Source organism: Methanococcoides alaskense, from assembly GCF_027594145.1.
Classification (GTDB): domain Archaea; phylum Halobacteriota; class Methanosarcinia; order Methanosarcinales; family Methanosarcinaceae; genus Methanococcoides; species Methanococcoides alaskense.
In genome coordinates this window covers 236,867-263,717 of the sequence record NZ_JAQFFK010000003.1, presented here as the reverse complement: position 1 = coordinate 263,717, position 26,851 = coordinate 236,867, and the positions used below count along the sequence as shown (strand labels likewise).

The window sequence follows — 26,851 nt, the reverse complement described above, 5'->3', positions numbered from 1 at the left end:
ATTCAATTTTATGAGTCGCCTATAAATTTAGGTTGCTTGACCAAGATGCATATATAAATTCGTTCATACATATACATATATATTTATAAAATATAAGTAACATGATATTGTTTGCCTAAAATATATTCACAAATATTATTTTTATATAAATATATACAAATGTAGAGTGATAAGAATGGATGATCGCGGTCAAGTTGCTTTTGATTTCCTCCTTGGAATGGGTTTATTTTTAGTTGCATTTATTTTTACGATGCAATTTGTACCGGGTTTGTTCATTTCTGATTCTACCGATGAGACTGGCATTGCTTTTACTGCATATCGTACTGCTACGGTCCTAAGTGAAGATCCGGGCTGGTGGGACAACAGCATCAAAAAGGGTACGGATTGGGAAGATCATTTATCCAGCTCAACAAGAATAGGGCTTGCAGTAGATACTATTCCGAAAACCCGACTGACGGATACGATAAATCTTCTGAGTATGAACAAATCATTGAAGTTCATGCAGCTGGATGAAGACACCGTAGTAACGAAATTAGGCCTTTATGATAATATTAATGGAAAACATATCAGATACGGCTACAACATCTCCCTCAATCAGGACGGTAAACCCATTTTATTGAATGATACTTTATTTGTCAGGGGAGAGATAAATACAGATTCTGTAGATGTATTCAAGATAGAGCGTCTTGCATTAGTGGAAACAGGCACATTTGTCGAGTATGATGCCCATTCCATTTATTCCAATGGAACTGCGAACACTACAACACTATCTATAAACGGGTCACAAAAAGGCAAGATGGTAATTGACATCAGTAACTTTACAACGACTTCGCCAAATTCAAGTTTCGAGAATATATACATGGATGGAACTCTATTGAGCAACTCAGCTGATTATGTTGTTTATCTTAAAAACAGTAGCAATGGCTTTGAAAACTATTCATCCCCTATTATGAGCGAAAATACGCTTCGTCTGGAAATTTATCCAATGACTTTTGAAAATTCGAGCCTCGTGAAAATTGAATTCGATAATGTTACCTTTGTACCAGGACCAGCAGTGGAATACACAGCTAGCAAAGAACCGTTCTATGAACTGGCACAAATGATGGTGAAGGTCTGGAAATGAACGATAAAGCACAACTATACACCCTCGAAGGTCTTATGGCAGCAGTTCTGATCACTATAACAGTACTGGCTGTTGCACAAAGTTCAGTGGTGATCACCCCTCAGACGGATAATTTCCTTGAAGTGCAGATGAAGCAGAAAATAAATGATGCGCTTGTGATACTCGATGTAACTCCTGATACTACAATTGAGAATAACCTGACGGAATGCGTTGCCAGCTGGAACACGAGCACAGAAGCATCTTACGGAAAAGATCAACTTGTGGCACTTGATAAGCAATTGGCAATAATGTTGCCGGATCTCATGTATAATGTTGAATTTGCTTATGTGGAAAATAACAGTGTAGTAGTGAAAAACACTGTATTTAATGGCGCCCCAACAGAAAATTCGATCACTGCGAACCGACTTGTGACGTTGAGCAATTCAACTGTGAATTCTTATGGCGGAACATGGGTGGTAGCCGATGATGAACTCAAAGTAGTAGAAGTGAGGTTAACTGCATGGCACGTATAATTGAAAATGATCAGGGACAGTGGATCCTGCTCTCAGGTCTTGTGGTAGCTATTGCTCTGGTCTTCCTGGTAACCCTAATGAACAATGCGGCAGTTACCGGTTATCACTCATCTAACAATGCCCTCGAATTTCCAAAAGATGATATCAGGGATCTTGTATCCCAGTCAAGAGAGGCTACATCCCAGGCAGTTCATATTGCACATCAGATAAACCAGTCATCCAATCAGACAATTCCAGATATCACTACTTCTATTATTGAAGATTTTAGTCGCCAGACAAGTTTGCTGTATGCTTCACATGGCCAAACGGTTGCTATAAGCGTATCGAACATCACGACGAACGATTCAACATCAGCTTTTGGTGATATTATCTGGCTGAACATCAGCTATAATGATGGAAATACATTCTATTCTTCAGAACCAGAGATAGTGGAGGTCAGTGTATGAGATTATTTTTCAAAAATGAAAAAGGAGTATCTTCTACAACCGGTTATCTGTTATATTCATCCATATTCATAATGTTCTTCGTAGCCATCCATTTTAGTGTGAACGATGTTTTGCTGGAAAGACAAAGTGATATTGTGATCGAAGAGGGATTCAGTGACATAGGGAATATGATGAGCACCACCCTCACCGATATGTACCTTGTCGCACCGGAAAATGGCAGGATCGATACAAAGTACATGATACCGACGACCATTGGAAATGAATATTATACAATAAATGCAGACGTGGCCACTACAGACCAGCTAATTGAAGTGGAATCCCAATCATCTCAAAGGAAAGTAGATGTAACGATCAGCGGGATCGCGAGTACGGTCCCAATTAATGGAACTGCCTTGAGTGGTGAAATGGAGCATAGGATCAGTTATGATTCAACAAGACAATGATAGAGGAGATAAAGCCGTATCTGAAACAGTAGGATTCATACTCCTGTTTGGTGTGGTTGTAATAGGAATGAGTTTCATTTATGTAACGGGCTATCCTATATTACAATCGAACATGGATTCAAGCATCTTTCAAGGGGCTGAACAAAGTTTCATTGTTATGCAAAGTGATATGAAAATGGTCTCTTTTGACCAGACACCTGTTAAGAACATGAACCTCAAGCTTCATTCGGCAGGAATGTGGATCGATGATACACCTTCCATGGAAATATCTTACAATGGAACGAGTACACATTATCCCATAGGAAAGATAGAATACATAAAAGAGGAACAGTCCTTAGCTTATGAGAACGGTGCTGTAATGGCACAATATGACACCGGGTCGAAGATCATGCTTTCTGACCCCCGGATATACTCAACGGTTATTGGAGGCGATAACATAACCACTATTGGTCTCGTGCAGGTTAATGGTAATGGCGGCTCATCAGGAAGTTCTGTGATCACTTTGAAGATGGAACACAATGACACAGTTCTGACAAGAACAGATGTGCCCGTTGATGTAACTATGGTCATGAATAGTGACTATGCATATGTATGGAGAGATCACTTTGAAGACATAGGATTTACAACATCTACCGTAAATACCACCTATCTTGAAGCATACAAGAACGATACATTCCTGATAATAGGTTACAACATAGTTGACACCATAATTACTTGAATATGAGTATAGCAGGAATAGAAGTGATGTGGTTATTTAAGGCCACATCCTCATCCTTTTTTAAAATTGCCATCTATTATTAGATGATATTCTTTTCAGTGAAATATCTACCGAGATGATGATGGCATGAACCAGTCGTATTATCAAAAAGAAGTAATAACGTTTTCATGAAAGCGTTATTACACCTTTTGGCCTTATGTACACCACAGTATCATCAGAGACTGAATTGTTTCCATTGCTTCCTATGGCTTTGATGTTTGCAGTGCCTGCCCTCGTGCTCATAAGGTTTATTTGATCAGACCCACTGACAGTTATGTTCATTGGATTTTCAGTTTCATTGAACGCGCCGATGCTTGAATATATCTGCATGTTGACAATAGCCGGATTCCCATCAGAATAAAAAGCTTTCAGGTTCAATATCGCATCTTCATCAATAAGCACAGTTGGAGATTCCGGGACAATTGAGATACTTCCAAGAGAGACATAATCAACATCAGCCCCAAATCCGGAAATACCGGTTTCGCCTTCATAATTGATATTAATATCAATGGTTGTTTCATTGACATCGGTATAGCTTAACGATGAGGTAGGTAATATCAAAGGAACTGAACCCGCACCTTGGACCTTGAGCTGGTACCATACTCCCCATTTCTGCCCAGGGATCATGGATGGGAGATCCCAAAGTAATTCCGACCTACTTCCTTCAGTACTGATAGTTGGTTCTGCATTGCCTTGTGGAGGAGCCATTGGAATAGAATAGTTGGTCGCATTCCCAAACGTGGAATTTGTACTATTTGGTATGTAAGTTGCTGTAGCTACAGACAATCCCTTTATGTAATTATTAGGTATGTGTATTGAAAGTGTGGGACCTGATGCAGTGAAATTTGCAATATCTGATGCAATGCCTACAAAGATATCTTCTAATACAGTGGAATTCGGCGCAAAGTAATATTCCCCACCAGTCATATTCGCGATCTCATAAAGGATGGGATCGACCTCACCTTCATTGTTGCCAAGACCAACGGTGTATATAGTTGTATTGTGTTCTTTTGCGCGGAGGGCTTCTTCTATCAACGAGTGATGTCCTGCATTATCCAGACCATCGGTCATAAGGACAACTGTTGAATTGCCGTTAATTGCTGAAAGCTCATTGTTGGCTGCGTAAAGACCTTCATCGATTGCAGTCATTCCATCAGCAGTGATCGTATCTATTGAATTTTCAAGATGATCAAACGAATTATATGCCAATGAAGAAGTGACTGTAGCTCTCCATTCCTTCCAATTCAACTCCATAGGCAAATAGGGTGCATCGTTGTTCGTTGCATTGATCGTGAAGAATGTGTCGTCCTCATTCCCTGCTGTTTTGTTAACAATCAGATAATAATCATTTCCTATGAGTAATGATGAATTCAACACCTTAGGATTGGATCCGGTTGAAGATGCCAGAAGTTTAGTTCCTTCATACAATGCCATATCGAGAGTGGAACTATCATTCCAGAAGAGCTCAAAACTGTGAGATGCATCCGTTTCCGGTGTGAAATAACTGACCCATTCACTGCTATTGCGCAGATAGCTGGATTGATTATCCGAAGTTACTACGTTATTATCACTGTAAAGAACAAGTCCTGAAAGATCACCGCGATTCTCATCAAAGCTTGATATGAAGGCTCTTGATGCAATTTGTGTTGCACTCTTTTTGTCTATAAAAGTGTTGAGTGTGAACGGTCCATCTGCGGAATAACTACTGACCTGTACGGTCCAGTTACCGGTTTCGACCATATCTAGATCCGGATAATCATAAGAGGTAGGCTGCACCCATACAAATTCGGAAGTGTCCTTTGTGATCGAATATTCCACGACCACCAAAGGTTTCCATCCGTTGAGGTATCTGGTATGGTCGTTTGCGTTGGTATCGGATGATGCAAAACGGTCAACGCTCGGATTGGCATCAGTTCCACCATAATTGCTTCCTACGAGTACAAGGCTACATTCGTCATCCCATTCTGGAACCCTGTCTGAACCCCACATTGAATCAGTAATATTGAATTCAACGACATCCCCTGACACGGAGGAGGATAATGAAAGTGCATCGATCGCATATGAATTTTCGTAATCGGAATTACTAAAGGAACCGGACACCCATATTTGTGATGTTGCGTTATTGTCCCATGTGGGACTTGAGTAGGGTGTCAAAAGGTCATAGACCGTGATCGTTCTGGAATCAGTTCCTGCATCCCATCCAATATCAGGCTCATCCATACCCGTCAAGTAAAGCTTTACACATCTTATTGTTGTATTGTGTGTGGGAGCTGAAGGAAGTCTCCATTTCATCATAGAAGCTGCTTGATCGCCTGTATCGTTCAGATCGCTGGTAACAAATAGTGAAGTTGATGCCTCATAATTAGTATCCGGATTTAAGGAGGTTATGTAAGTATCAAATTCAGCATCTCTCACATTGATATCTACAGAGGACCTTTCATCCGTGAAGTATCCGGAGGTAGATTCCATTTTCCCATAAGATATGCCGGATGGTGATGTTAATCTGACATCCAGATCATTATCAATGAAAGCCCAACTTGCCATTACCTTGAGATCATTGACCTCCTCATTTACCTGAAATACATTTTCATACCCATAGTATGAAGTGTTGAAATTGATCACATATGGCTCAGCACTTGTGTATGTTGTTTCTGAGGGTTTGGATGCTAAAAGGATCCCATCTGCAAACACTCCTAGATTTCTGATAGAATTGGGAGAATTCATCGGATCTTCAATAATGATAGTGTTCGTACCGTTCAGGACCTCTGAAGAGATGTCATGCTCAAAGGTAGACCATTTTTCACCTCCGGTAACAGGTATCTCGAAGACATAATTTCCATTAACATAAACGCCACAGTTTTCATCGAGATTATCAATGTCCCATACATCATATTTTAGTATATATGGCGCATGCGAAAATGTCAAAGTAAGCTCATCTTCAAAAGCATAACTGTATGGAGTGAATCCTTCAGCGCCATAATCGATCTCTGTTACATCGAAATCACTGATCTCTTTTGCAATGGCATTGTAAACTGTTTGCAGTTCAGAACTGCTTGGAGCGTTGTAATAGCTACCACCGGTTTCAGATGCAATGTGTTCCAACAGCGTCTCATCGATTAATTCAGAACTTCCAAGACCTATGGTGTATATCCTGATGTTGTTTAAATTTGCAGTACTTATTGCACTTTCTGGATCAGATCCTCTATTTGTCACTCCATCCGTAAGGACTATCATTATTTTTTTGGCACCCGGGCGACCATTGATAAGAAGGGCATTAGCCTTTACCATACCATCCCCCATTGCAGTATAACCACTTGCATCCATGGAATCGATTGCATTGTGCAGCAGATCTTTGTTGCCAGAAAGATTAAGGGGTAATGGCTGTTGATCTACGGCACTATAGGTTGCAAAAGAGACAACACCCACTTCTGCATTCGAGACCAGATTCTCCATGAATACCTTTGCTGCTGACTTGGCATCTGTAAGTGGTTGCTCCGGTGTGGTTCCAAGGTATTCCATACTTCCAGAACGATCCAGAACAAGAATTACGTCAAGGGGGGTGCCTGCGTAATAATCGGGGTCCATACTTCCAGACCGGTCAAGGACAAGCATTGATGTTGCAGCCGATCTGCTTATAGGCAGTTCTCCTTCTACTGTAATGATCGTTGTGACGTTTACAATATCACCAGAGTTTACGATATAAGGTTCTGCATCGATATAGGCACTGAGGAATGGCTCATCCTTGATCTCTATTGACATACTATCGTTTATGACACCACTTGTTGCGATAAGGGTACAATTGTCCACGATGTTCGAACTTGTGAAGAGTGCATTCACTCGCCCATATTGGTCAGTTGTGGCGTTTATTACATTAGTTCCTTGATACCCATCCATTGAAAGAGTACCCATGGAAGGAGCTGTGTTGTTAAGGCTTATATTCACATCCTGCAGAGTGTGCCCCCATGCATCAAATGCTATCAATATGACACTTGAATTATGGTTTCCAGAAATGTTCTGTAAAAGTACTTTATCTGGATTTGCATAAAAATTAAAGATTGAGAGAGGCCCTTCTGTGAATGAAAGCTCTTTTGATGCATTGATATCTGTGGAACCGGTCTCGTTCTTATACGTTGCTGTGACCGTTATGTTTTCTACATAGGGAGTTGGACCAACTACAGTGGTTCCGACCCCATAGCCATTCAACGGGATCAACGTGGACCCGGAATTTGATTCGAACAGTACCCGGTCCTTTATCTGGAAATTTCCCGGAAGTAAAGGATTCGAGAACTGGTCTATGACCTGTGCAGAAAGTCGGTAAGAATCTTCATTGTTTGCATAACAGGATGAAGGCGTTGCTGAGAGTGTGAGGGCAGTTGCAATGTCCGAAGTACCAGTTATGCTGAGCCTGAGGAATAGAGAGGTATTTAGTGCATCTACATTGACTATATTTCCCCCGGCACGTTTGTCTGTTCTGAAAGATACAGTCGCAGTACCATCCACAGGTGTGATCTCTACTGAAGAGGAGAGCCATGCTGAGCCATATGTTATCGGACTGTTGTATATGGTGTCTGCAGGAGATGTTAAGTTGAACGTTAAAGTAGCCCCTTCGATTGGATTATCGTAACGGTCATATAAACTTACAACGATATCAGAAGTTGTATTGACGAGATATTCACGATCATAAAGTGCTTCCATTGAGTAAGGGCTGGATGGTGCATAAACTACAGATGTATTGTTCGTAATCCCCACTAGATCTGATCCTATTGAGAGTGTTCCTGCAAGAGTGGAATTTATTCGCAATAAAAGCCCTGTACCTTCAACCGATTTGACAGAGGTCATGTTGTTATGGTCAATGGATATTTCGAACATGTTACCCATCACTTCAGATAGGGCAATGTTCTCGTTATGTGGTTCAGAGAGTACGTCCTCCATTGTAAGATAGATGTTGATAGTTGGAGTGTTGTTGATGTTGCCATACTGATCACGAGCAGTTACATTCACATCGACCTCATCCCCTGCTACCGGATCAGTGTTGTTGATGTCGAAGATAATATCCGTTACCGGACCAGGCAAAAATGAGACGAGGGTTGTGTTCGTTTCAGTGCCCGAACTAGCATTTACGACCAAGTTGCCGGAAATTGTAGAATTGATGGAAACAATGGCAAACCCGGAATCGTTCGTTGTGGAAGAAAGAGAACTGAGGGTTCCTAGATTGGTCGAAAAATTAACCGAGGTGTTGTTAAGAGGTAGCGTCCCGTTCATGAGAAGGGCAGTTAATGATACGTTCTCTCCTACTTGTGCCGAAGTATCACTAGCTGAAAGCTCCAATGTTACGGCTATTGCAGGAGTTGTGAATAAAAATAATAGAACTAGAATACTCGCTAACTTTGCTGATGTTCTCATGTGATCTACCCTGAATTATGCACCAAGATTTAAATGGATATTAAAAGTATATAAGTATGGTGAATAATAATAAGAGAATTTAAAACAACCATATTGCAGATCGATCAAACGTTGCAATTTTTAGATCATTTATGTGCATGATCTCATTATTTTGCGGATTTATTTATATAATAGTTTGATTTGGAAAAAACTTAATTCCGATACCGTATTCAATATAGATTTTTACCAAAATCATTTTATATGTGTAGGGGTTGTTAAAATGGGTGTTACTAAAATGATTAATTCAATTCTTGAAATGATAAAGAATGTTCCAGAGGGACAGGAACTGTCAGGTTATATCTATTTGCTTGACGGTGCATCATCCTCTATCATTTGGTATGATAACATTACAGATTGCAGCCAAGTGGAAGAAGACGATGTTACTTGGTTGAGCTTCAAATATGAAAATCCTGACTATGGGTCATCGATCCTTATAGTTCAGAAGTCGAATGTATCAAAACTTGACCTTTCGTACGTAACAAAGACAACATACTGATCTATTAGTGTGAGACAAAAGATAATTGAAAATATTTATTGCACCATTCTACACCAGAGTGGTGAATAATATCTTATTTTTATGATTGATTAGACAGGACCTTACTAGCTGTTGCTGTGTCTACTAACTACCCCCTATTCTACTGAATTTTGCTTCGTCCTACTAGTAGGCACTCAATCCTACTGGCTGTCACTCCACCAACTAGCTGCCACTCCACCTCACTAGCCGTAACTCCATCCTACTAGACGTCACTCCATCCTACTGGCTGTCACTCCACCAACTAGCTGCCACTCCACCTCACTAGCCGTCACTCCATCCTACTAGACGTCACTCCATCCTACTAGACGTCACTCCATCCTACTAGACGTCACTCCATCCTACTAGACGTCACTCCATCCTACTGGCGTTGCTACGTCTAATTATTATCAGAAATAATGGGGTTTAATTCTAAAAATAATATGAAAGATCACAGGACAAAAAATAATTCAAAAAAAGAAGTTAAAAGTAATGCCAATGGCATTACTTTGCGAGATTGTAGTTCTGGTTGACGATCTTCACAGCACAGAAGTCACCGCACATTGTGCATGCATCTTCATCTGCTGAGGATCTCTCGGTTCTAATCTTTCTTGCGAGTTCTGGGTCGAGTGCAAGACTGAACATCTTCTTCCAGTCAAGGTCTCTGCGTGCCCTGCCCATTGCAAGGTCCTGATCCCTCTTTCCGAGTTTGACCATGTCACCAACGTGTGCTGCGATCTTGGATGTCTGGACACCCTCAATAACATCATCGATGTTTGGAAGTGCAAGGTGCTCTGCAGGAGTTACGTAGCAGAGGAAGTCACAGCCGTGTGATGCGGATGTTGCTGCACCGATAGCTGTTACGATGTGGTCTCTTCCTGGAGAGATATCTGTTACAAGTGGACCGAGCATATAGAATGGCTTGTGTCCGCTCATGGACTTCATGAGTTTGACGTTCATCTCTACTTCATCGAGTGGTACGTGACCTGGGCCTTCTACAATTACCTGAAGGTCATACTTGTCGTGTGCTTTCTGTGCACATTCTGAGTTGATGATGAGCTCCTGTACCTGTGCCCTGTCGGTAGCATCGTGGATAGCACCTGCGCGCATTCCGTTACCTGTGGAGAGAACAACGTCGTGCTCTTTAAGGATCTCACAAAGGTAGTCGAAGTCAGCGTAAAGTGGGTTTTCCTTCTCGTTGTGAAGCATCCATGTGGTCATGAAAGCACCGCCACGTGAACAGATACCACCATAGCGACCGTGTGCTTTGAGCCTGTCGAGAACGATGTTGTTGATACCGGTGTGGATAGCCATGAAGTTGGTACCGAGCTTTGCCTGCTGCTCAGTTGCGTTCCACAGATCATCTTCTGTCATGTGGATGATAGAACCGTCTCTCTTTGCAGCGCCAATGAAAGCCTGGTAGAGTGGGACTGAACCAACGGAGAGGGAAATAGCGTCACATACCTTCTTTCTGATACTAAGGAAATCTCCACCTGTTCCAAGCTCCATAAGGGTGTCAGCACCTGCAGCTTCTGCAGCCTTTGCTTTTGCGACTTCCATGTCCTCATCGATGATGTCTGAGGATGCACCAATGGATGCATTTACCTTTGTTGTAAGACCTTCGCCGATACCACAGAGCTTAACGTCCCTGTATGGGGAGGTTGGGATTACGATCCTACCTGCAGCGATTCCGCGCATAATGTATTCAGGATCTAAACCTTCATTCTTTGCGACTTCTTTCATTACGTCCGTAATTTTACCAGCTTTGGCCTCAGTTACAATTGACATGATTAAACCTCGTGATTAGTTATCCCAAAAAAGAAGGTATTTTATTTAAGTATTGTCACAAAATGAACTTGAGAACCAATCAAGTAAAGTTGAATATCAAATGATCGATCTCAATTATACTAAGGCACCTAGGTCCAAATATCAAAAGATTTCAAAAATAAAAGCGTCTTCACATACCGTTTGAAGTAGACGATTTTAACTAAAGTAATATTATTACAATTGTATAAAACTCCACAAACTCAAGTTTTCTTGAATAGATATAAAGTAAGATTACTTGATTTTGGTAAAAATTTCATATAGATAACATATTGGAGATTTTAGCACATCCGACCGGACATTGCCAAAGCATGATAGGGATAATAGAAGAAGAACAAAAAAACAATAGAAGTATGATCAAAGGATAATAGATCATAGTATTATAGTAACGTGAAAAATAAGTGAATCAATTTCACTCATCTCTTTTTCTGAGCATGCGCATTGTTTCCCTGTGGAGAGAAACTATAAGATCGCTCAACATTCCGAAAATGAACATCTGAATTCCAGAAAGGATAAGCAATGCCGTTAAAATGGTCATCGGAATGCGAGTTACCCCGTTCATCCACTCGTTTACCACATAAAGACCAACAGCAATACCCGAAAGTATTAATCCGGTACCTAATATTCCAAAGTAGAACATCGGATTATGCAATCTTGCCATTCTGATTATGGTCTTACCGATCTTCAACCCATCTCTTAACGGATTGAGCTTTGTATCCGCAGAGGAATGCCTTGCCACATAAGTGATGGGAACAACCTCGACCTTCATCTCGTGCTTAACACTCTCGACCGTTATCTCGGTCTCGATCTCAAATCCCATTTCGGTCAGAGAAAGGTTCTTTATCACATGACGTGTGAACCCGCGATATCCTGTCAGTATATCTTCCAGCCAGATACCATATGCAAACCCGAAAAGCTTGTTGAGTACCCGATTCCCTGCAAGATTCAATCTTGTAAAAGCACCGGGTTCAAAATTGGCCATCCTGTTCCCGAGGGTCTGATCAGCGCGGCCATCGAGGATAGGCTGGAGCAAAGCATGAACATCACTGGCAAGATAAGTTCCGTCACCATCTATCATGACGGTGTAAGGCTCTTCGATCAGCTTAAATGCTTCCTGAACAGCCTGCCCTTTACCCCTACCTTCCTGAACGATCACCTTTGCACCGATCTCTTCAGCAAGCTGTCGAGTATTGTCGGAACTATGGCCATCTATAACAAGAATATTCTCAAACCCTTCGGATCGGAAATCCTTGATAAGCTGTACAATGGTAGCTTCCTCATTCAATGTGGGAATGAGGATGCAAACATCGTTTTTGTCCAGTGAGGCAGGAATACTCATTTACAGAAGTCCCATGTTGTCAAGCTGCTGCCTTACAACCTCAACTCCTTGCTCACAGTTCTCAGGTGATTTTCCACCTGTGACCACAAGTTTACCGGAGCTGAAAATGAGTACTACGACTTTCGGATCAGCGATCCTGTAAACAAGTCCGGGGAACTGTTCAGGTTCATACTCGATATTCTCAAGCCCGAGCCCTATAGCAATTGCATTGAGATTGAGAGTAGCCTTAAGGTCAGCTGAAGCAACAATGTTCTGTACAGTGATCTCAGGATCTACAATAGTTTCCATGCCGATACCGTTGAGCTTCTTTGCCATATTGCCAATGACTATGTGTACGTCAGCAACGTTCTTAGCACCGGTACATACGACCTTACCGGATGTGAATACAAGGAATGCGGCCTTTGGGTCAGTAACACGATAAACAAGCCCAGGGAATTTCTGCTTGTTGTATTCCGCACCCTCGAATTCCGCTTCGATCTTTATGAGGTCGAACTCTTCAGCAAGTTTAGTTGATGCGACCACGTTTTCTATTTTGATATTATGTTCCGACATGTTCTTTGACCTTCAGTATTATAAGGATAGGTATATTCGCAAATACAGTATATATACTTATACCCTTTCCTTTATATATCCATTTAAAAACTATATCAATGAAAAGTCAGTCTTCGAGCTTCTTCAATCCATCGATGATAGCATCATATTTTTTGCACACCCTCTCAATGAGATCGCCCTCGACAGATGAATGAGTAGGGACCAGAATATCAGCCCCTTCGGTAACGTTCGTACCTTCGCTTGATGTACCATAGTCAGGTGCTATAACTACCCCTTCTGCTGAAATACCAAGGCGCAGATCACTAACGATCCGGGCGATCATATCTGTTGCTGGCCTGACCTTCTTACTGATCACAAGTGCCTTTGACACATACCTCTCCCTCAGTTCCGTAATGAGTTCGATGCTTTCTTTCACCCTTTCTGGATCAGCCACGTTCTCAAGTAACTTTATGGCATCGAGGAGATCATCAAAAGTGGTAGACCGTACCTCAATTATCTCACCGTCATAATTATTTGTTACTTTCTCGACGTAACCTTTTGTTATTACAAGCTTATAAACATCAGCAAGCTCATCCAGTTCTTCTTCAGTAGGATCATAGGCATTGATCGTCCTGTAGTCCTTTATACCACAAAGGTCCACAAGGGACCTGTACATCGGAGTAAAACCAATGAACTTGCGTCCCAGCCACCTATCAAGACCTTCCTTACCGCTTTGCTGGCGTGAGAGTTCAACGATCTTTTTCTTGATCGATTCCGGTTCATTCCTATCAAGACCGAAATAATCTGCAAATAGCGGAGTCGTTTGAAGAAGTTTGGTCCTCCCATGAGGCACTGCTTCAATGAAGCCCCTGTCCTTAAGTTCCCGAATATGATCATAAACGGAATTGCCCCTCATATCAACGAGCTCCGACTGGACAACGGGTTGATGATAAGCAACCATGGAAAGCGTACGAAGTATAGGCGCTTTCAATTCCTTTGGTGCGATGGGACTTATAACATCAGTATATTTTGGTTTGACCTGCATGACATAACGCCCGCCAAGGTCTATGATCTCCATTCCGGACTCGCGTGTCGAGTACTCTTCCATCAGGGACCGGATCACAGGTGCGACATTCCTTGCTGACCTATTGAGGACCTTCGCAAGCGTCTGTGTGTCAACAGCTTCACCAGCCGCAAAAAGTACAGCTTCTATGATCTCTCTATCGCTCATTTATTTCCCCTTCAAATCATTCAATGACAGCTGGGGGAAGCACAAATAATTCCCCGAAAAGTTCTTCCTGTGCCAACAATACCTTTTTCTCAGAAGCAAGGAACAGCAGTGAGATATACGTCATCAATCTTTCCGAGCGGCTTCCGGACCAGTCTACAAGGTCCGAGAACATAACTTCATCCCTAGTTCTAAACAACTCTTCCAGAGAAGTATAAAGAGTGTCCACCCTGCCGCGTATATCCTCCTCATGGGCTATCCCGAGCACATCGTCTGTAGTGACCCTATCAAACACTTCAAGACGGCGGCGTATTCTGCGGTCTTTCCTTCTGGTCTCGACCTTTTCCGCCTTCTTAAGCTCAGTGATAAGCTCTTGAAGAGTGACCGGCCGGGTTGCAGTACGGCGTATAGGAAGCTTTGGTACTGGATATTCCTTGATGTCATAAAAATCCATGTCATCGTCCAGGAGATCATCATCCACTTCCTCTTCTTCCTGAACGATACCTATAGATTTCATCCTGAGAAGAATAGATGCATATAGAAGTGTCCTTCCTGAGATCCTGAGGTCCATTATCTTAAGATCTTCTATATATGCCAGAAACTTATCTGTAACTTCGACAATATCAATATCCCAGGGATTAATATCCCCGTTCTTCGCAAGGGTGACGAATATCTCCACAGGTTCACAGAGAACATCATCGGATATCTCTATCTGCGATTCATCGACACCGAGGGAGCGAAGGGTCTCAAGAAACTCAGGATCAATGGAACTACCGGATATTTTGACGACCTCATCGATGCCAGCGCCTGCTTCATCCATACTTGCATCGATCCCTTCAGGCTCCTCTGGAATATCGTTCAACGTAATTTCACACCCGTAATGCTTGTGATATTGTTCTCCTGCATGGCCACACCAATGGTACGCTCAGCCGCCTCTATCATCGGCTTACGCAGGGACACGACGATAAACTGTGCCTTACCCTTTGCTTTTTTAACACGCTGTGCAACACGGTCAGCGTTCGCACCATCAAGGAACATATCGATCTCATCGAATGCGTAGAAAGGTGCAGGGCGATACTGCTGGATAGCAAAGACAAATGCCAGTGCAGTAAGACTCTTCTCCCCACCGGACATTGCTTCCAGACGCTGCAGGGTCTTCTCCTTTGGCTGTGCCCGAAGGGTAAGTCCACCATTGAAGGGTTCGTCAGTATCATCAAGTACGAGTTCCCCGGAACCATCAGAAAGTTCGTGGAAGATCTCCTTGAAAGGTTCGTTGATACCATGGAAAGTTTCCATGAAAGCATCTTTCTTGAGCGTCTCATACTGATCGATACGAGAAAGGATCTGTTCCCGTTCATTAAAGAGAATGGCCCTTCTGGTCTTAAGGTCCACGACCCTTCCATCCACCTCATCGTATTCATCGATGGCTCTCATGTTAACAGGCTCGAGACGTTCCATGGCCTTCTCGATGGAGGCGATCCTTGTGCTAACTGTCTCATAATTAGGAACATCCTCGACCTCTTCGATACCACGCCTCACAAGTTCCTCCTTCAGGTCCTTTGTCTGGTCCACAAGAGCATTGAGAGTAGCTTCCAGTACCATCATCGCCTTGTCCGCATCATCGAGTTTTGATCGAACGAAAGCAAAGTCCTTCTCGGCCAGATTGTATTCGGTCTGCTTCAGAGCACGCTTCTGTTGCATATCCCTGAGCTCTTCGGTCAGTTCCTTCTCACGCCTTTGCTTTTCCTCGAGATCGAACTCAAGTTCAGCTATCTTGGCCTTGAACCCGGCAACACGTTCCCGATGAGTGGATTTTTTCTCTTCCATCTCTTTTATAAGCTGACGATCATCTTCGATCTTCTTGGAAGCATATTCATGATCAAGGTTCAGGGCATTGATATCCGCCTCGATATCACGTATACGCCCATCCAGCCTGCGCAATTCCTCATCGACACGATCAGCCTGTTTGTTAAGCTCAGGAACTTCAGAATCAGACAGTTTCTCATCAAGGACAGCGATCTCAGCTTCAAGCTCTTTGGAACGCCCTTCCATCTCTGCCTTCCTTGAAGCGACCTGTTCCATCTCTTCACGAAGCTTTGCCCTCTCCCCTTCGATCTGCTCAAGCTCATTGTTCTTAGCTTCAATAAGCTGCGTAAGACGTTCAGCCCTGCCGCCGATCTCTTCAAAGATCATTTCCTTCTTAGATATCTCTTTTTCAAATTCGTGGATCTCACGCTTGAGATCAGCAATATGTCCCTCGACAGCATCCAGTTTCTTGATAGCAGTATTGCGTCTTGATTCAAATTCGGTAAGCTGCTCTGCGATCTTGAACAATTTATCCTTCTCAGCAGCCGCAAATGAGAGTCCGGAATTTCGCCCCATCGAGCCACCGGTCATAGCACCGCTTTTCTCAATGACCTCTCCTTCGAGAGTTACCATACGAAGGCCGCCAATTAGACGGCGTGCGTTCTCAAGCGTATCCACAATAAGGGTATCTCTGAAGACATACCAGAATGCCGCTTCGAACTTATACTCAAAATCGATAAGATCGATAGCATAGCCCACAACACCCTTCCTGTCAGAAAGGTCCTTGTACGGCCTTCTTGATTCCATCTTGCTCAGAGGAAGGAAGGTTGCACGGCCTCCACGCTGCTGTTTCAGGAACTGGATGGCCCTTGATGCATCCTCATCGGTCTCAACGACCACTGCCTGCATACGTCCCCCGGCAGCAACGCTGAGAGCATTTGCATATTTCTGATCGACACTTCCAAGCTCTGCTATGGTCCCATATATTCCGGGAAGACCATGATGCTTCTTCTCGGCAATGATCATGTCAACGGCTTTTGAATAATTACTTGTGTCCTCCGCAGCACGCACGCGCGCCTCAAGCAACGCATAGTCCTGCTGATGTTTGCGTAATGTGACATCAAGGTCAGTAACAACGCTCTTGATCTGGAAACGGTTACTTTCAAGATCATCAAGATCGCGGGTATGAGAATTGATCTGCTCCGTTAGCTTCTCTATATCATACTGTGCAGACTTCGTATCACTGTCAGAGGACTCGGATTTACCCTTGGCATCCGTGATCTCGTTCTCGATATCCCTTACCTCAGCAGACTTCCTCCTCAACGAATCCAGCAAACGGTCTTCCTGACGCATAAGTTCACTTTTATCGTTCTTCACGGTCTCAAGTTCGGACTTGAATACTGAAAGCTCATCACGCGTCTGTGCGAACTTCTCATCCACATCAGATATCCTGCTTTGCAGGATCATTCTCTCGGTCTTCCTTTCAGAGATCTCAGAGAGAATACTGTCCTTACGAAGTGATTCTTCAGAAAGCTTAGAATCAACATCGTTGATCTTGTTCTTTGTTCCCTCGATATCAAGGAAAGCTTTCTTGCGTCTGGAATCAATATCTTCGATCTCATTGTCTGCAAGCTCGATACTATTGACACATCGGGATACTTCTCCCTTTATTCCCTCGATGTCTTTTTTGACCTGTATCTGCTCGTCCTCGCCCATCCTCTGTATCTCAGATGTGAGCCCAGTAAGCTCCTTCTCGATCCCTGCAAGCTTCTCCTTCCTCTCCTCGATAGATAATTGCAGCTTTTCCTGCACTTCTTTCTTGAAAGAAATATCCTTGTCGACATTCTCAAGTTCAACTTTTGCATCCTTGAGCTTGGAAAGAAGTACGAAACCCTCGAACTTCATCTTCTCCTGCTTGAGTGCCTGATACTTGACCGCCTGATCACGTTCCACCTTGAGCTTCTCGAGCTGTTTTTCCACTTCCTCGATCAGTATATCCGCCCTTTCAACGCGTTCCCTGACGATCTCAAGTTCATTGAGCGCCCTGTCCCTCTTGTTATCGAACTCAGCAACACCGGCGATCTCATCGATGATCTTACGCCGCTCGTTCGGGGTCATTGTAATGATGCGGGTAACATCTCCCTGCATGACAACATTGTAACCTTCCGGCGTCACTCTTGCCTTTGAAAGATAATTATGGACCTCAGTGAGGCTCACAGCCTTGCCGTTAAAATAGAAGTAGCTATAATAGCCATTATCAGTCTCCCTGATCTTTCGACTTATGGTAACCTCATCGGCATCCACCGGCATCTCACGGTCAGTATTATCGAATTTAATAGTAACCTGTGCAAAATCCGGCCTTTTTGCCTTGTCGCCATTGTATATCAGATCAGTAAGTTTTTCAGCCCTTAATGTTCGTGAGCTCGAAAGACCAAGAACAAAAAGGATACCATCGATGATATTTGATTTCCCGCTTCCGTTCGGACCGGAAATGGTAGTAAAATCATCAAAGAACGGTATCTTAACTTTTTTGCCAAAAGATTTGAAATTTATAAATTCAAGTTCCTTAATATACACAACATTCCTCGGTAATGGATTATAAAGATCTTCTGCGAGTCGTTGTGATCACCGTATCTTCACCATCACGATCTTCCACAGTCTCAAGTTCGGTCTCAGAACGCCTGCTCAATGACTTCCCATCTTCAGCGACAATATATTCACAGTCATCGTTCTTTGGGGTTGGAGGAGTACTTCTTTCAAATGGGGACCTCATATCATTTGCAACAATGTATTCAGAAGGAATACTATCCTGCGGACTCTGCACTGGCTCCTCTACCTTTATTTCACGGATTTTCATATTGATCTCGCCAGAATTAATAAGGTTGCCCCAGTTCGAACCTGAAGATGTCTGTGACACAGGCGATCTTGCTTCCTGAGCCTTTAGATCAGGAACTGGCACCTCAACTGCGGGTTTTGGAACTGACCTCTGACCAAAAAGGGAGTCAGTAAGACGAATTTTTGATCCAGGAACCGCTTCCAGAGGTTTTTGTGCCGAAACATCAAAGGCCATATCAGTTATAGACTTTGCAAATCCGAGGTCTGATCTTGGAAGATCTTTCCTAAGAGATCTCAACTGAGATTTCTGGTCGAGAAGTTCATCCATCATTCCATTTATATTGCTTGAAAGTTCCTTTACGTCCTGCTCGATCCTGTTGAGCCGATTGTTGATATCAAGGTCGTTCTTGAGGTCATTACGGAGCTCCCTCATGATAGAATCACGAAGATTAGTGCTTATTGCCTCCATACCTACTTCCTTTTCAACTAGCTTCCGCTCAAGCCTCTCTATTACAAAGTCTCTGTTCTCGGCGCTCATTAGATCCCTCGCAAGTCGTCCATCCCTTATGTTCAAACCATTATCCTGGCTTTAATAGGCTAAAAGATATAATATATCTTATGGTTGCATTTTTTCGAAAAATGTCATTTGCCGGATATTGAAGAGCTATTTGTGATAGGGTCTTTCTCAACGACAAAAACATGGTCTGCTGAATCTATCAATGACTCATCGTGGGATACTATCAATATCTGACCAACCCCAATATTCCTCATCATATCGATAAGTTTGATCAACTGATGGACGTGACCACGGTCAAGGAAAACAGTAGGCTCATCAAGGATCAGTGGCGGCAGCTCGGTACTACCCGTACTTCCCGGTGCGTTTGCCAGCAAACGGTATATGGCACACCGAAGGACCAGATTGAATATTGCCCGCTCCCCCCCACTCAATAACTTGGGTTCAAGAGGCGTACCGTCCTTCTCGTATATCGTCAGATTGTATTCCGGATCAAGGCTGATATGAGAATAGGCATTGTTTGTGTACATAAAAGAGAATATCTCGTTCAGTAACCTGTCAAGAGCGTCAATGTTCTTCGCACGAAGCTCCACGCGAAGACGCAGATACATCGTTTCAAGTTCCTCTGCATCCCGATAGACTGCTGCAAGGAAATCCTTCTTGTTCACCAACATCTTCTGCTTTAGCTTAAGCTCGTTCAGTCGCTGGATATCCCCTTCGATCCGTCCGATCTCCTTGTGGAGTTCACCCTTACGCCTATCCCGCATTTCCACCTCAGAGACGATCCCATTATATGCACTTTCATACTGAGATCTATCTGCCTGGAGCTTCTTCAGATCAACGTCCCCCAATGCCTCATCAAGTTTAAGGATGCGTTGCTTACGTTCATTTATCTGCGACTCGAACAGTTCTATCTTTTCCAGTCCGTTTTTCACCCCGTCCTGAAGACGGTTGATGTTACTTTGTATATCCCGGACCTTCAGAATATTGGAACGTATCTGCCTTGCTGCCTCCAGTTTATGCAATAACTTCCCATGAAGTTCCTGTGCAGCGGACTCCTCACTTTTAAGAGACTCCATCCCACTTTTCAGCTCAGCTATCGAACGCTTGCATTCATCGATCTGTTTTTCAAGATCTAGTACCTTATCATTTTCTTCCTTGATGGAACTTAGATGCTCCTCTATACCCTTCTCAATGGAAGTGATCTCGCTCTTCTTAAGCAATAACTGCTTTTCAGCCTCAGCTATCGCTTTAATGATATCCCGCACATTCCTTACACGTTCCACCTTTACCTTGATCTCTTCCTGGTCTGCCCTTATCAGTTCCAGCCCATGGACAAGCTCAGTTTTCTGACCCTCATCCCCAGCGCTCTCTTCGCATACTTTAGAACCCTGAAGGTCCTGCCCGCAGGTAGGACAAAGCCCCTTGCTAAGAAGGTCTTTGCTTTTCTGTATCTTTTTCTCAAGTTCTGCAACCTTGGTAGATATTTCTTTTTCTTTACCGTGAAGCTGTGTTTGCTTAAGGTTCAAAAGTTCAGAAATATCATCAATACCATCCAGCTTATCTTCCGCAAAACCGAGTTCTTTTGCGTCACCGTACTTATTTTGGATGATCGATCCGATCTGTTCGACGTCTCCCAGACACTTTTTGAGATCATTTTTTACAGATACGACTTTCTCTTCCCGGGTTCGTATGCTACCAACCGAATTTTTCAGTTGTTTGTTCAGATTCAGGAGGAAATTATTTTGAGCTGCCTCATTGTTCAATGCGAGCTCTCTTTTTTTGACAGCAACGTTAAGCCCATCCCGCGCAGAAATTTCCTGCTTTTCAAGATCAGTAACACATCCCTCGATATCAGAACCATCTGCGACCTCTATCAGTACTAAAAGGGAGACATTGGAACTATTAAGGGCCAAAATATCCTTGTTCCCTGAGTCCACCTGAGCCCTGGAACTCTCGATATTGGCATGCTCCTTTGAGATATTGATCTTGAAATCCTTTATCTCAGAATCGGCCTTTTTCTTCTGTTCCAAGGTCTCAGAATATTTCCCGATACGGTCACCGATAGATTCGATCAGCTCTTTAGCCCGTTCTTTTTTTGACCCGAGGTCCAGAATCGCTTTTTCGATCCCGGTCACTTCGGTCCTGAGGCCGTTGAGGACCTGATAAGGTTTTGAACCTTCAAGGACCTCAATGTCAGCAATATTATCCTTAAGACGTGCATCAGCCTCCCTCTGGTGCCTCCCAACACCAACCCTTGCACTGCTTGCACGTTCCCTGTATTCTTCAAGCTTGCCTATCTGAAGAAGGTCATCGATCATTCGCTGCCGGTCTTTTGTCTTGGCGTTGATGAGTACATCAATTTCTCCCTGCCTGATGTATACACAGTTAGTGTAGGCTTCCTCATCCATTTTCAGAAGTGCCTTTACAGCTTCATATGTCTGATTTGCCTGGTCCACCATCACTTCATCATTTATCTTGAAAACAGACCTGTTGTTCGATGCCTTGCCGGACCTTGCATCTACCTTATACCCCTGCTCGATACTGTAATCATTCCCCTGATTCTCGAAATCCACAACAATTGATGCTTTTGTAGCCCCTTTTCGAATAATATCCGAAATTACGAAATCCTTTGAAAGAGCCCGACTTCCGAAAAGCCCTGTAAAACAGGCTTCCAGCAAACTGGATTTACCACTGCCGTTCACACCGGATACAACAGTAACACCATCATTGAAACTAATATCAAGGTCACTGTAACTCCTGATATTCTCAACACGTACTCTTTTAAGTTTCACAGATAATCCCCCAGATTGTACTGACGTGGTTTTGCATGCACATCCCCCTTCTCCACGGGCTTCTTTTCAGGATCTTCCGGGGTATCATCATCAGAGTCTTTCAACGTTTCGTCATCAGAAACAGTTTCAATCGTGCTTGCTGTGATCATATTGGTATCTTGAACTTCCGGGACCTGTTCGGAAATATTATCAGGGACGTACTTTTCAGCCGGTTCAGCTATTGTTTCGCCATGGTTATCCACCACATCGATTTCGGCCTTTCCGTACTCACCCACTACCTGAGAGCTGTCCCGAAGACCGACATTCAAAACAGGGACTGAAAAATCGATCGTGGATAGCAAAACACCTATTTTAGACTCTGTTTCAAGATCTACCTTTGTTTTCGGAACTGAGCTGTCCCTTACCACCTCATCGATGAGGATACCGCCACTGGTAAGCGTCATATTCTTTATTTCCCTTTTGACAGCTTCTTCAGGATCCGAGAAAGAGACTTCGACATCCATATCTTCAGAGACTCCCTCGCCATGCCGCATATCCCGTATGCGCGTCACAAGAGCTTCCTGTTTTGCAAGGAGGTCCTCTATCTCATTATAAGAAATGGATACATCGGAATTGCCGGAGATATCCAGGAAGACGACCTTCCCGGCAACATCGTAGCCTTTGATAGTATTAATGATAAGTTCGTAAGCGGCATCTTTTTCCCTGAGCTCCACAGGAATGAAAAGAAAATCCCTTGTGACTATATTACGCCGACTGATATCGAGACCATCATCGTTGATAGTAATGATGTTATAGGTCCGAGGATCGCTCTCTGATGCACTATTACGTTCAGTACTTCCACAATAGGTAGCCCATGTACTGCCCACCTTTGTTTTTTCATTCTTGTGGTAATCACCCAGAAGTATGGCATGAAGATCAAATGGAAGGGAGCTTATCACATCCTCACAATCCCATTCCCCAAATGGGAACGGTGCCATTAACTGATGCATAACGAGAAGGTTCCACTCCCCGCAATTCTCAGCAGTGAAATCGGAATAATCATAAAGGGGTATCTTAGATCGTGGAACATTATCGATACCGTAAATAGCAACACCGTCGATCAGAAATGGCCTAGTGCCAAGTCTTGATGCAATGTCCATACTCTCGAAAAGGTCCAGCCATTGAGTGTGCTGTTTGCTTTCATGATTACCTACGATGGAGAGAAAAGGAATTTTCTGTCGTTTTAATTTGGAAAGGATCTTGATGGTATCAAGAATATCCTCCAGGGTAGGATTCCTTGAATCGAAAAGATCGCCTGCATGGACAACAGCATCCACTTTCATATCAATGGCATCATCGATCACACTGGAAAAGGCATTGATGAAATCCTGTCTGCGTACCTCACTATGATATTGACGATAACCAATATGAGTGTCACCAGTATGCAGTATTCTGATCTCCCTCTCCATGCCTCATTGTATGTTCTTTTGTATCTTAAGGTTGCTGTTTTAGTGACATTGCGCCTCTTTGTTTATTATAAGATAGGAGTTAAATTTAAAATGTAGTATAGACCTATTAAACAGTAGAAAGCGGGGAATGTGGCCTTTGAACAGCTCTTGGCTGGCTGCAGCTTTTACTTGAAAAGGTGATATAATGGGACATAAGGTAGAATTAGGGGGAGTGGAAATGCAGCCTGACATAGGGATGTTGCATGACATGAATGTGGGAAATGTGGCTGAGGTACAGCTTTTGACTGGCCACAGCTGTTACTTGAAAGGTGATATAATGGGATACACAATTGAATTCGGGGGAGTGGAAAGACAGCCTAACATACGGATGTTACATGATATGAAAGAGGTCGTTTATGACCACGAATGGTTCGGATCAGTGGATGATATGGAACTATACTATATGTTCAGGCATCTTTCATTGTCTGAGGAAGACTTGAAAATAATTAACAAGTCGCATCTTCGTTATGATATCACAGTAATTCCTCCGGCTATGTTCGGAAGTGAGTTCATCAAGACCGCCGGCCATTATCATCCAAATGTACCGGGACAGGAGATATCCTACCCTGAGGTATACCAGGTGCTTGAAGGCGAAGCAACATACATTCTGCAAAAACATGTGGGAGATGACGTTGTGGATACGGTCGTCATTAAAGCAAAAAAGGGCGACATTGCGCTGATCCCTCCTGATTACGGGCATGTGACGGTAAACGCTTCCGACGAGATCCTTAAGATGGCAAACTGGGTCTGCTGTGATTTTTCTTCCAGTTATGCACCTTTCAGAGATATGGAAGGAGGGGCTTATTATCTGTTAGAGTCCGGATTCATGAAGAACCATCATTATGAGAACCTTCCGGAAATAAGGTACATAACTCCGACAGATATTCCTGAATTTGGCCTTTTCTGTGGCAGGGACATGTACGACCTTGTGAATGATACTGAAAAACTTGAATTCCTTAAAAGTCCACAAAATTTTGCAGGTGTGTTTGAAAGTATTATCAATGTCTGATAATACAACTTTCTTTTTTTTCATTGTAGCCCAGACACAAAACTCTAATACAGTAATTTCCTTACTTTAGAGAAACGAGAGCTACCTATGATCAAACAACCCAATCGCGTACAATTCACTTCCTCCCGCATTGAAGACCTTATGTACAGGACCACTTTTGATCCGGAAAATATGACTGGCGAACTGATAGTGAACCTGTCCCTTGTAAAGGAACAAGATCTCGAAGCCGTTCTGGAGGTATATAACCTTGTCATCAGAAGCGGATTATCGGTCAGCCCTTTCCTGAAGATAATAAAAAGTGGAGAGACCATCGGCGATCTGAAGATAGCACAAGGAGATGTTGGAATTGCTACTGTTTGCAGCATAACCATCGATGGAGTTCTTTTGAAGGGCGGCGTTATGATAAATCCTCGCTTTGGAGGAGTGGTACAGATAAAGAACGGGCAACCGGTTCGTTTTACTGATGTGGTCACTTATGCCAGTACCACCATTGACCCCCTCGAGGTCCTAATGTCCCAGGACATAACATCGGTCACGAAGATGCTGAGAACAGGTTCCGGCAAGATCCTTGCAAATCTCAGGGAAGCTCCCCTAGTAGCAAGGGATGATATCGACCATATCCTTTCAGACCTAATGGAAGCTGGCCTTAGCGGAATAATGGAGGTAGGGGAGCCAAATACTCGTGTGCTGGATGTTCCTGTTGAACGTGACCATTTAGGCGTTGTTGTTATTGGAGGGACCAACCCCATGGCAATGGCGAAGGAACAAGGTTTTGAGGTCCGCACTAGTGCAATGTCAGCGCTCATTGGCATTGACAGTATGAAGCACATCGAGGACCTTATCTAAACCTCATCTTTTTAGTTGTTTGCCAATAACGGCATCAAGCTTTTTTATAAACTCTTCTTTTGCACTTTCAGGGATCGTAGCTCCGGCTGCAATATCATGCCCGCCTCCTGCACCATTGACCTCTGCAGCGGTCATTGACATGGCTTCAGAGAGATTGAGCCCTTTGCGTATCAGGTCCTGCGTACCGCGTGCCGACACTTTTACGCCATCCTTTGCGTCTGCGAATGCGATTATGGGCAGATTTCGATTACCGATAACGGATGTGCTCATGCCTGCAATAATGCCCACTATGGTCTCAAGTATGCTCGAACCGGCATCAAAATACTGAAGATTGTCGAGCTGGGTCACACCTTGCTCTTTGACGAACATAAGTCCATTGACAAGGTTCTGCCTGTGCTCGCTCAGAAGCTTCTTTGCAGATTCGTATGCTTCACCCCTGTCACCCATGCACACTGCCAGTCCGATATCGGCGTGACCATATCGTGCGGTTGCATTCAGCAAGGTGGAATATTCGGAAGCATCCCTCATCTCAGTACCTTCCTTTTCATTGGTGAGCAGATACACTTCCCCGATCAGACGCTCGATCTTATAGGGAGGAAGCCCTGCCCGGAGACAGTACTGGACAAGAGCTGATACGATCTTCTGTTTATCCATCTGCCCAATATCGATCCAGCGCCTCCATCGTTCATCCCCGCCGAACTGTATCCCAAGGTCGTGAAGAAATCCTATACAGGCATCTTCATTACCGGTAAGTCCGGGCAGATATGGGTCTGACGCATACTGGAGCAGTTTGAAGACCGGACGGGTCTGTTTTCCAAAGAGCATTATATCCTTTTCAAAACTGAGAACACCTGCCTGGGCGCCCTCTTCGAGAATATATCGATTTAGACCGGTAAGATGGCCTTTTTTAAGATGTTGAAGGTCCCCTACTGCGCCCACTATAGCAAGGTCTGCAAGATCTTTATTGTCCCCGAGGGCATTTGCCAGGATATAGGTCATCCCAGAGCCGCTAAGCTCGTATGAGCCATTGAAGCCATAAAGATGAGGATTGAGGTGATGTTCCATTTCACCCCTTGGCTGATGGTGATCAGCGATAACTGCATTTATTCCGTGAGCATTGAGAGAGTTGATCATCCCGCTTCCAAGGTCAGTAAAAATGACAAGTTCCGGATTAAGGTTCGCTATTGATTCGATCTCCACCTCATCGAGCTGTTTTACAAAATGGATGGAATGTTCGATCCCTGCTCTCTCCAGTGCTTTGCATATTATCCCTGCAGAGGTCAACCCATCCGCATCTATATGTGAGACCACATATACAGAACCTTGATCTTTAATTATGGATGAACACTCCATAGCTTTTGATCTGATCTCCTGAATTCTTTCCAACATTTATATGCCACCTT

At 43.4% G+C, this 26,851-nt stretch carries 19 protein-coding genes; 8 read left to right on the top strand and 11 right to left on the bottom strand.

Features of this window, described 5'->3' with window-relative positions:
• Positions 1-175: 175 nt before the first annotated feature.
• Genes PBV53_RS05015 through PBV53_RS04995 form a run of 5 tightly spaced genes read left to right on the top strand, consistent with a single transcriptional unit; the run spans position 176 to position 3,242 of the window.
• Positions 176-1,123, top strand: coding sequence for a DUF7287 family protein (locus PBV53_RS05015; RefSeq protein ID WP_270096077.1), 948 nt, complete (start codon positions 176-178; stop codon positions 1,121-1,123).
• Positions 1,120-1,635, top strand: a complete 516-nt coding sequence (locus PBV53_RS05010; RefSeq protein WP_270096076.1) for a DUF7288 family protein — start codon at positions 1,120-1,122, stop codon at positions 1,633-1,635. Before PBV53_RS05015 ends, PBV53_RS05010 begins: the two co-directional genes overlap by 4 nt.
• On the top strand, positions 1,623-2,081 hold the full coding sequence (locus PBV53_RS05005; protein WP_270096075.1) for a DUF7261 family protein: 459 nt from the start codon (positions 1,623-1,625) through the stop codon (positions 2,079-2,081). Before PBV53_RS05010 ends, PBV53_RS05005 begins: the two co-directional genes overlap by 13 nt.
• Positions 2,078-2,524: a DUF7266 family protein gene (locus PBV53_RS05000; RefSeq protein ID WP_270096074.1), complete on the top strand. Its 447-nt coding sequence runs from the start codon at positions 2,078-2,080 to the stop codon at positions 2,522-2,524. Before PBV53_RS05005 ends, PBV53_RS05000 begins: the two co-directional genes overlap by 4 nt.
• A complete protein-coding gene (locus PBV53_RS04995; RefSeq protein ID WP_270096073.1) occupies positions 2,505-3,242 on the top strand; it encodes a DUF7289 family protein in 738 nt (245 codons plus the stop codon). The genes PBV53_RS05000 and PBV53_RS04995 overlap by 20 nt, the downstream gene beginning before the upstream one ends.
• A gap of 165 nt (positions 3,243-3,407) precedes the next feature.
• On the opposite strand, the gene PBV53_RS04990 is transcribed toward PBV53_RS04995, so the two are convergent.
• Entirely contained in the window at positions 3,408-8,684 is a 5,277-nt protein-coding gene (locus PBV53_RS04990; RefSeq protein ID WP_270096072.1) for a VWA domain-containing protein, read from the bottom strand.
• Positions 8,685-8,943: 259 nt separating this feature from the next.
• Here PBV53_RS04990 and PBV53_RS04985 point away from each other — a divergent pair, with 259 nt between their 5' ends.
• A complete protein-coding gene (locus PBV53_RS04985; RefSeq protein ID WP_270096071.1) occupies positions 8,944-9,219 on the top strand; it encodes a hypothetical protein in 276 nt (91 codons plus the stop codon).
• A 519-nt stretch (positions 9,220-9,738) separates the two neighbouring features.
• On the opposite strand, the gene thiC is transcribed toward PBV53_RS04985, so the two are convergent.
• The 9 genes from thiC to PBV53_RS04940 form a co-directional block, all read right to left on the bottom strand.
• Positions 9,739-11,022, bottom strand: coding sequence for a phosphomethylpyrimidine synthase ThiC (gene thiC, locus PBV53_RS04980; RefSeq protein ID WP_270096070.1), 1,284 nt, complete (start codon positions 11,020-11,022; stop codon positions 9,739-9,741).
• Positions 11,023-11,470: 448 nt separating this feature from the next.
• Entirely contained in the window at positions 11,471-12,397 is a 927-nt protein-coding gene (gene aglJ / locus PBV53_RS04975; protein WP_270096069.1) for an S-layer glycoprotein N-glycosyltransferase AglJ, read from the bottom strand.
• Positions 12,398-12,949, bottom strand: coding sequence for a TATA-box-binding protein (locus PBV53_RS04970; RefSeq protein WP_270096068.1), 552 nt, complete (start codon positions 12,947-12,949; stop codon positions 12,398-12,400).
• 106 nt (positions 12,950-13,055) lie between these two features.
• On the bottom strand, positions 13,056-14,159 hold the full coding sequence (scpB, locus tag PBV53_RS04965; RefSeq protein WP_270096067.1) for an SMC-Scp complex subunit ScpB: 1,104 nt from the start codon (positions 14,157-14,159) through the stop codon (positions 13,056-13,058).
• A gap of 16 nt (positions 14,160-14,175) precedes the next feature.
• Positions 14,176-15,018, bottom strand: coding sequence for a segregation/condensation protein A (locus PBV53_RS04960; RefSeq protein ID WP_270096066.1), 843 nt, complete (start codon positions 15,016-15,018; stop codon positions 14,176-14,178).
• The gene (smc, locus tag PBV53_RS04955; RefSeq protein ID WP_270096065.1) at positions 15,015-18,539 is read right to left on the bottom strand and encodes a chromosome segregation protein SMC; all 3,525 of its coding nucleotides are present in this window, start codon (positions 18,537-18,539) and stop codon (positions 15,015-15,017) included. Before smc ends, PBV53_RS04960 begins: the two co-directional genes overlap by 4 nt.
• Positions 18,540-18,558: 19 nt before the next feature.
• On the bottom strand, positions 18,559-19,371 hold the full coding sequence (locus tag PBV53_RS04950; RefSeq protein ID WP_270096064.1) for a hypothetical protein: 813 nt from the start codon (positions 19,369-19,371) through the stop codon (positions 18,559-18,561).
• Positions 19,372-19,439: 68 nt separating this feature from the next.
• A complete protein-coding gene (locus PBV53_RS04945) occupies positions 19,440-22,106 on the bottom strand; it encodes an AAA family ATPase (protein WP_270096063.1) in 2,667 nt (888 codons plus the stop codon).
• Positions 22,103-23,554, bottom strand: a complete 1,452-nt coding sequence (locus PBV53_RS04940) for a metallophosphoesterase (protein WP_270096062.1) — start codon at positions 23,552-23,554, stop codon at positions 22,103-22,105. Before PBV53_RS04940 ends, PBV53_RS04945 begins: the two co-directional genes overlap by 4 nt.
• A gap of 184 nt (positions 23,555-23,738) precedes the next feature.
• Here PBV53_RS04940 and PBV53_RS04935 point away from each other — a divergent pair, with 184 nt between their 5' ends.
• A complete protein-coding gene (locus PBV53_RS04935; protein ID WP_374708516.1) occupies positions 23,739-24,602 on the top strand; it encodes a glucose-6-phosphate isomerase family protein in 864 nt (287 codons plus the stop codon).
• An 87-nt stretch (positions 24,603-24,689) separates the two neighbouring features.
• Positions 24,690-25,448, top strand: coding sequence for a DUF128 domain-containing protein (locus PBV53_RS04930; RefSeq protein ID WP_270096061.1), 759 nt, complete (start codon positions 24,690-24,692; stop codon positions 25,446-25,448).
• Between the two features lie 3 nt (positions 25,449-25,451).
• Here PBV53_RS04930 and recJ read toward each other — a convergent pair whose 3' ends face one another.
• A complete protein-coding gene (gene recJ / locus PBV53_RS04925; protein WP_270096060.1) occupies positions 25,452-26,837 on the bottom strand; it encodes a RecJ family nuclease in 1,386 nt (461 codons plus the stop codon).
• Positions 26,838-26,851 lie beyond the last annotated feature (14 nt).

What these genes read in the sequence shown, in the direction of transcription:
- recJ (WP_270096060.1), bottom strand. Translation starts at nt 26,837, where the DNA reads ATGTTGGAAAGAATTCAGGAGATCAGATCAAAAGCTATGGAGTGTTCA.
- thiC (WP_270096070.1), bottom strand. Translation starts at nt 11,022, where the DNA reads ATGTCAATTGTAACTGAGGCCAAAGCTGGTAAAATTACGGACGTAATG.
- PBV53_RS05000 (WP_270096074.1), top strand. Translation starts at nt 2,078, where the DNA reads ATGAGATTATTTTTCAAAAATGAAAAAGGAGTATCTTCTACAACCGGT.
- PBV53_RS04940 (WP_270096062.1), bottom strand. Translation starts at nt 23,554, where the DNA reads ATGGAGAGGGAGATCAGAATACTGCATACTGGTGACACTCATATTGGT.
- PBV53_RS05010 (WP_270096076.1), top strand. Translation starts at nt 1,120, where the DNA reads ATGAACGATAAAGCACAACTATACACCCTCGAAGGTCTTATGGCAGCA.
- scpB (WP_270096067.1), bottom strand. Translation starts at nt 14,159, where the DNA reads ATGAGCGATAGAGAGATCATAGAAGCTGTACTTTTTGCGGCTGGTGAA.
- aglJ (WP_270096069.1), bottom strand. Translation starts at nt 12,397, where the DNA reads ATGAGTATTCCTGCCTCACTGGACAAAAACGATGTTTGCATCCTCATT.
- PBV53_RS04995 (WP_270096073.1), top strand. Translation starts at nt 2,505, where the DNA reads ATGATTCAACAAGACAATGATAGAGGAGATAAAGCCGTATCTGAAACA.
- PBV53_RS05015 (WP_270096077.1), top strand. Translation starts at nt 176, where the DNA reads ATGGATGATCGCGGTCAAGTTGCTTTTGATTTCCTCCTTGGAATGGGT.
- PBV53_RS05005 (WP_270096075.1), top strand. Translation starts at nt 1,623, where the DNA reads ATGGCACGTATAATTGAAAATGATCAGGGACAGTGGATCCTGCTCTCA.
- PBV53_RS04990 (WP_270096072.1), bottom strand. Translation starts at nt 8,684, where the DNA reads ATGAGAACATCAGCAAAGTTAGCGAGTATTCTAGTTCTATTATTTTTA.
- PBV53_RS04935 (WP_374708516.1), top strand. Translation starts at nt 23,739, where the DNA reads ATGGGACATAAGGTAGAATTAGGGGGAGTGGAAATGCAGCCTGACATA.
- PBV53_RS04970 (WP_270096068.1), bottom strand. Translation starts at nt 12,949, where the DNA reads ATGTCGGAACATAATATCAAAATAGAAAACGTGGTCGCATCAACTAAA.
- PBV53_RS04930 (WP_270096061.1), top strand. Translation starts at nt 24,690, where the DNA reads ATGATCAAACAACCCAATCGCGTACAATTCACTTCCTCCCGCATTGAA.
- PBV53_RS04985 (WP_270096071.1), top strand. Translation starts at nt 8,944, where the DNA reads ATGGGTGTTACTAAAATGATTAATTCAATTCTTGAAATGATAAAGAAT.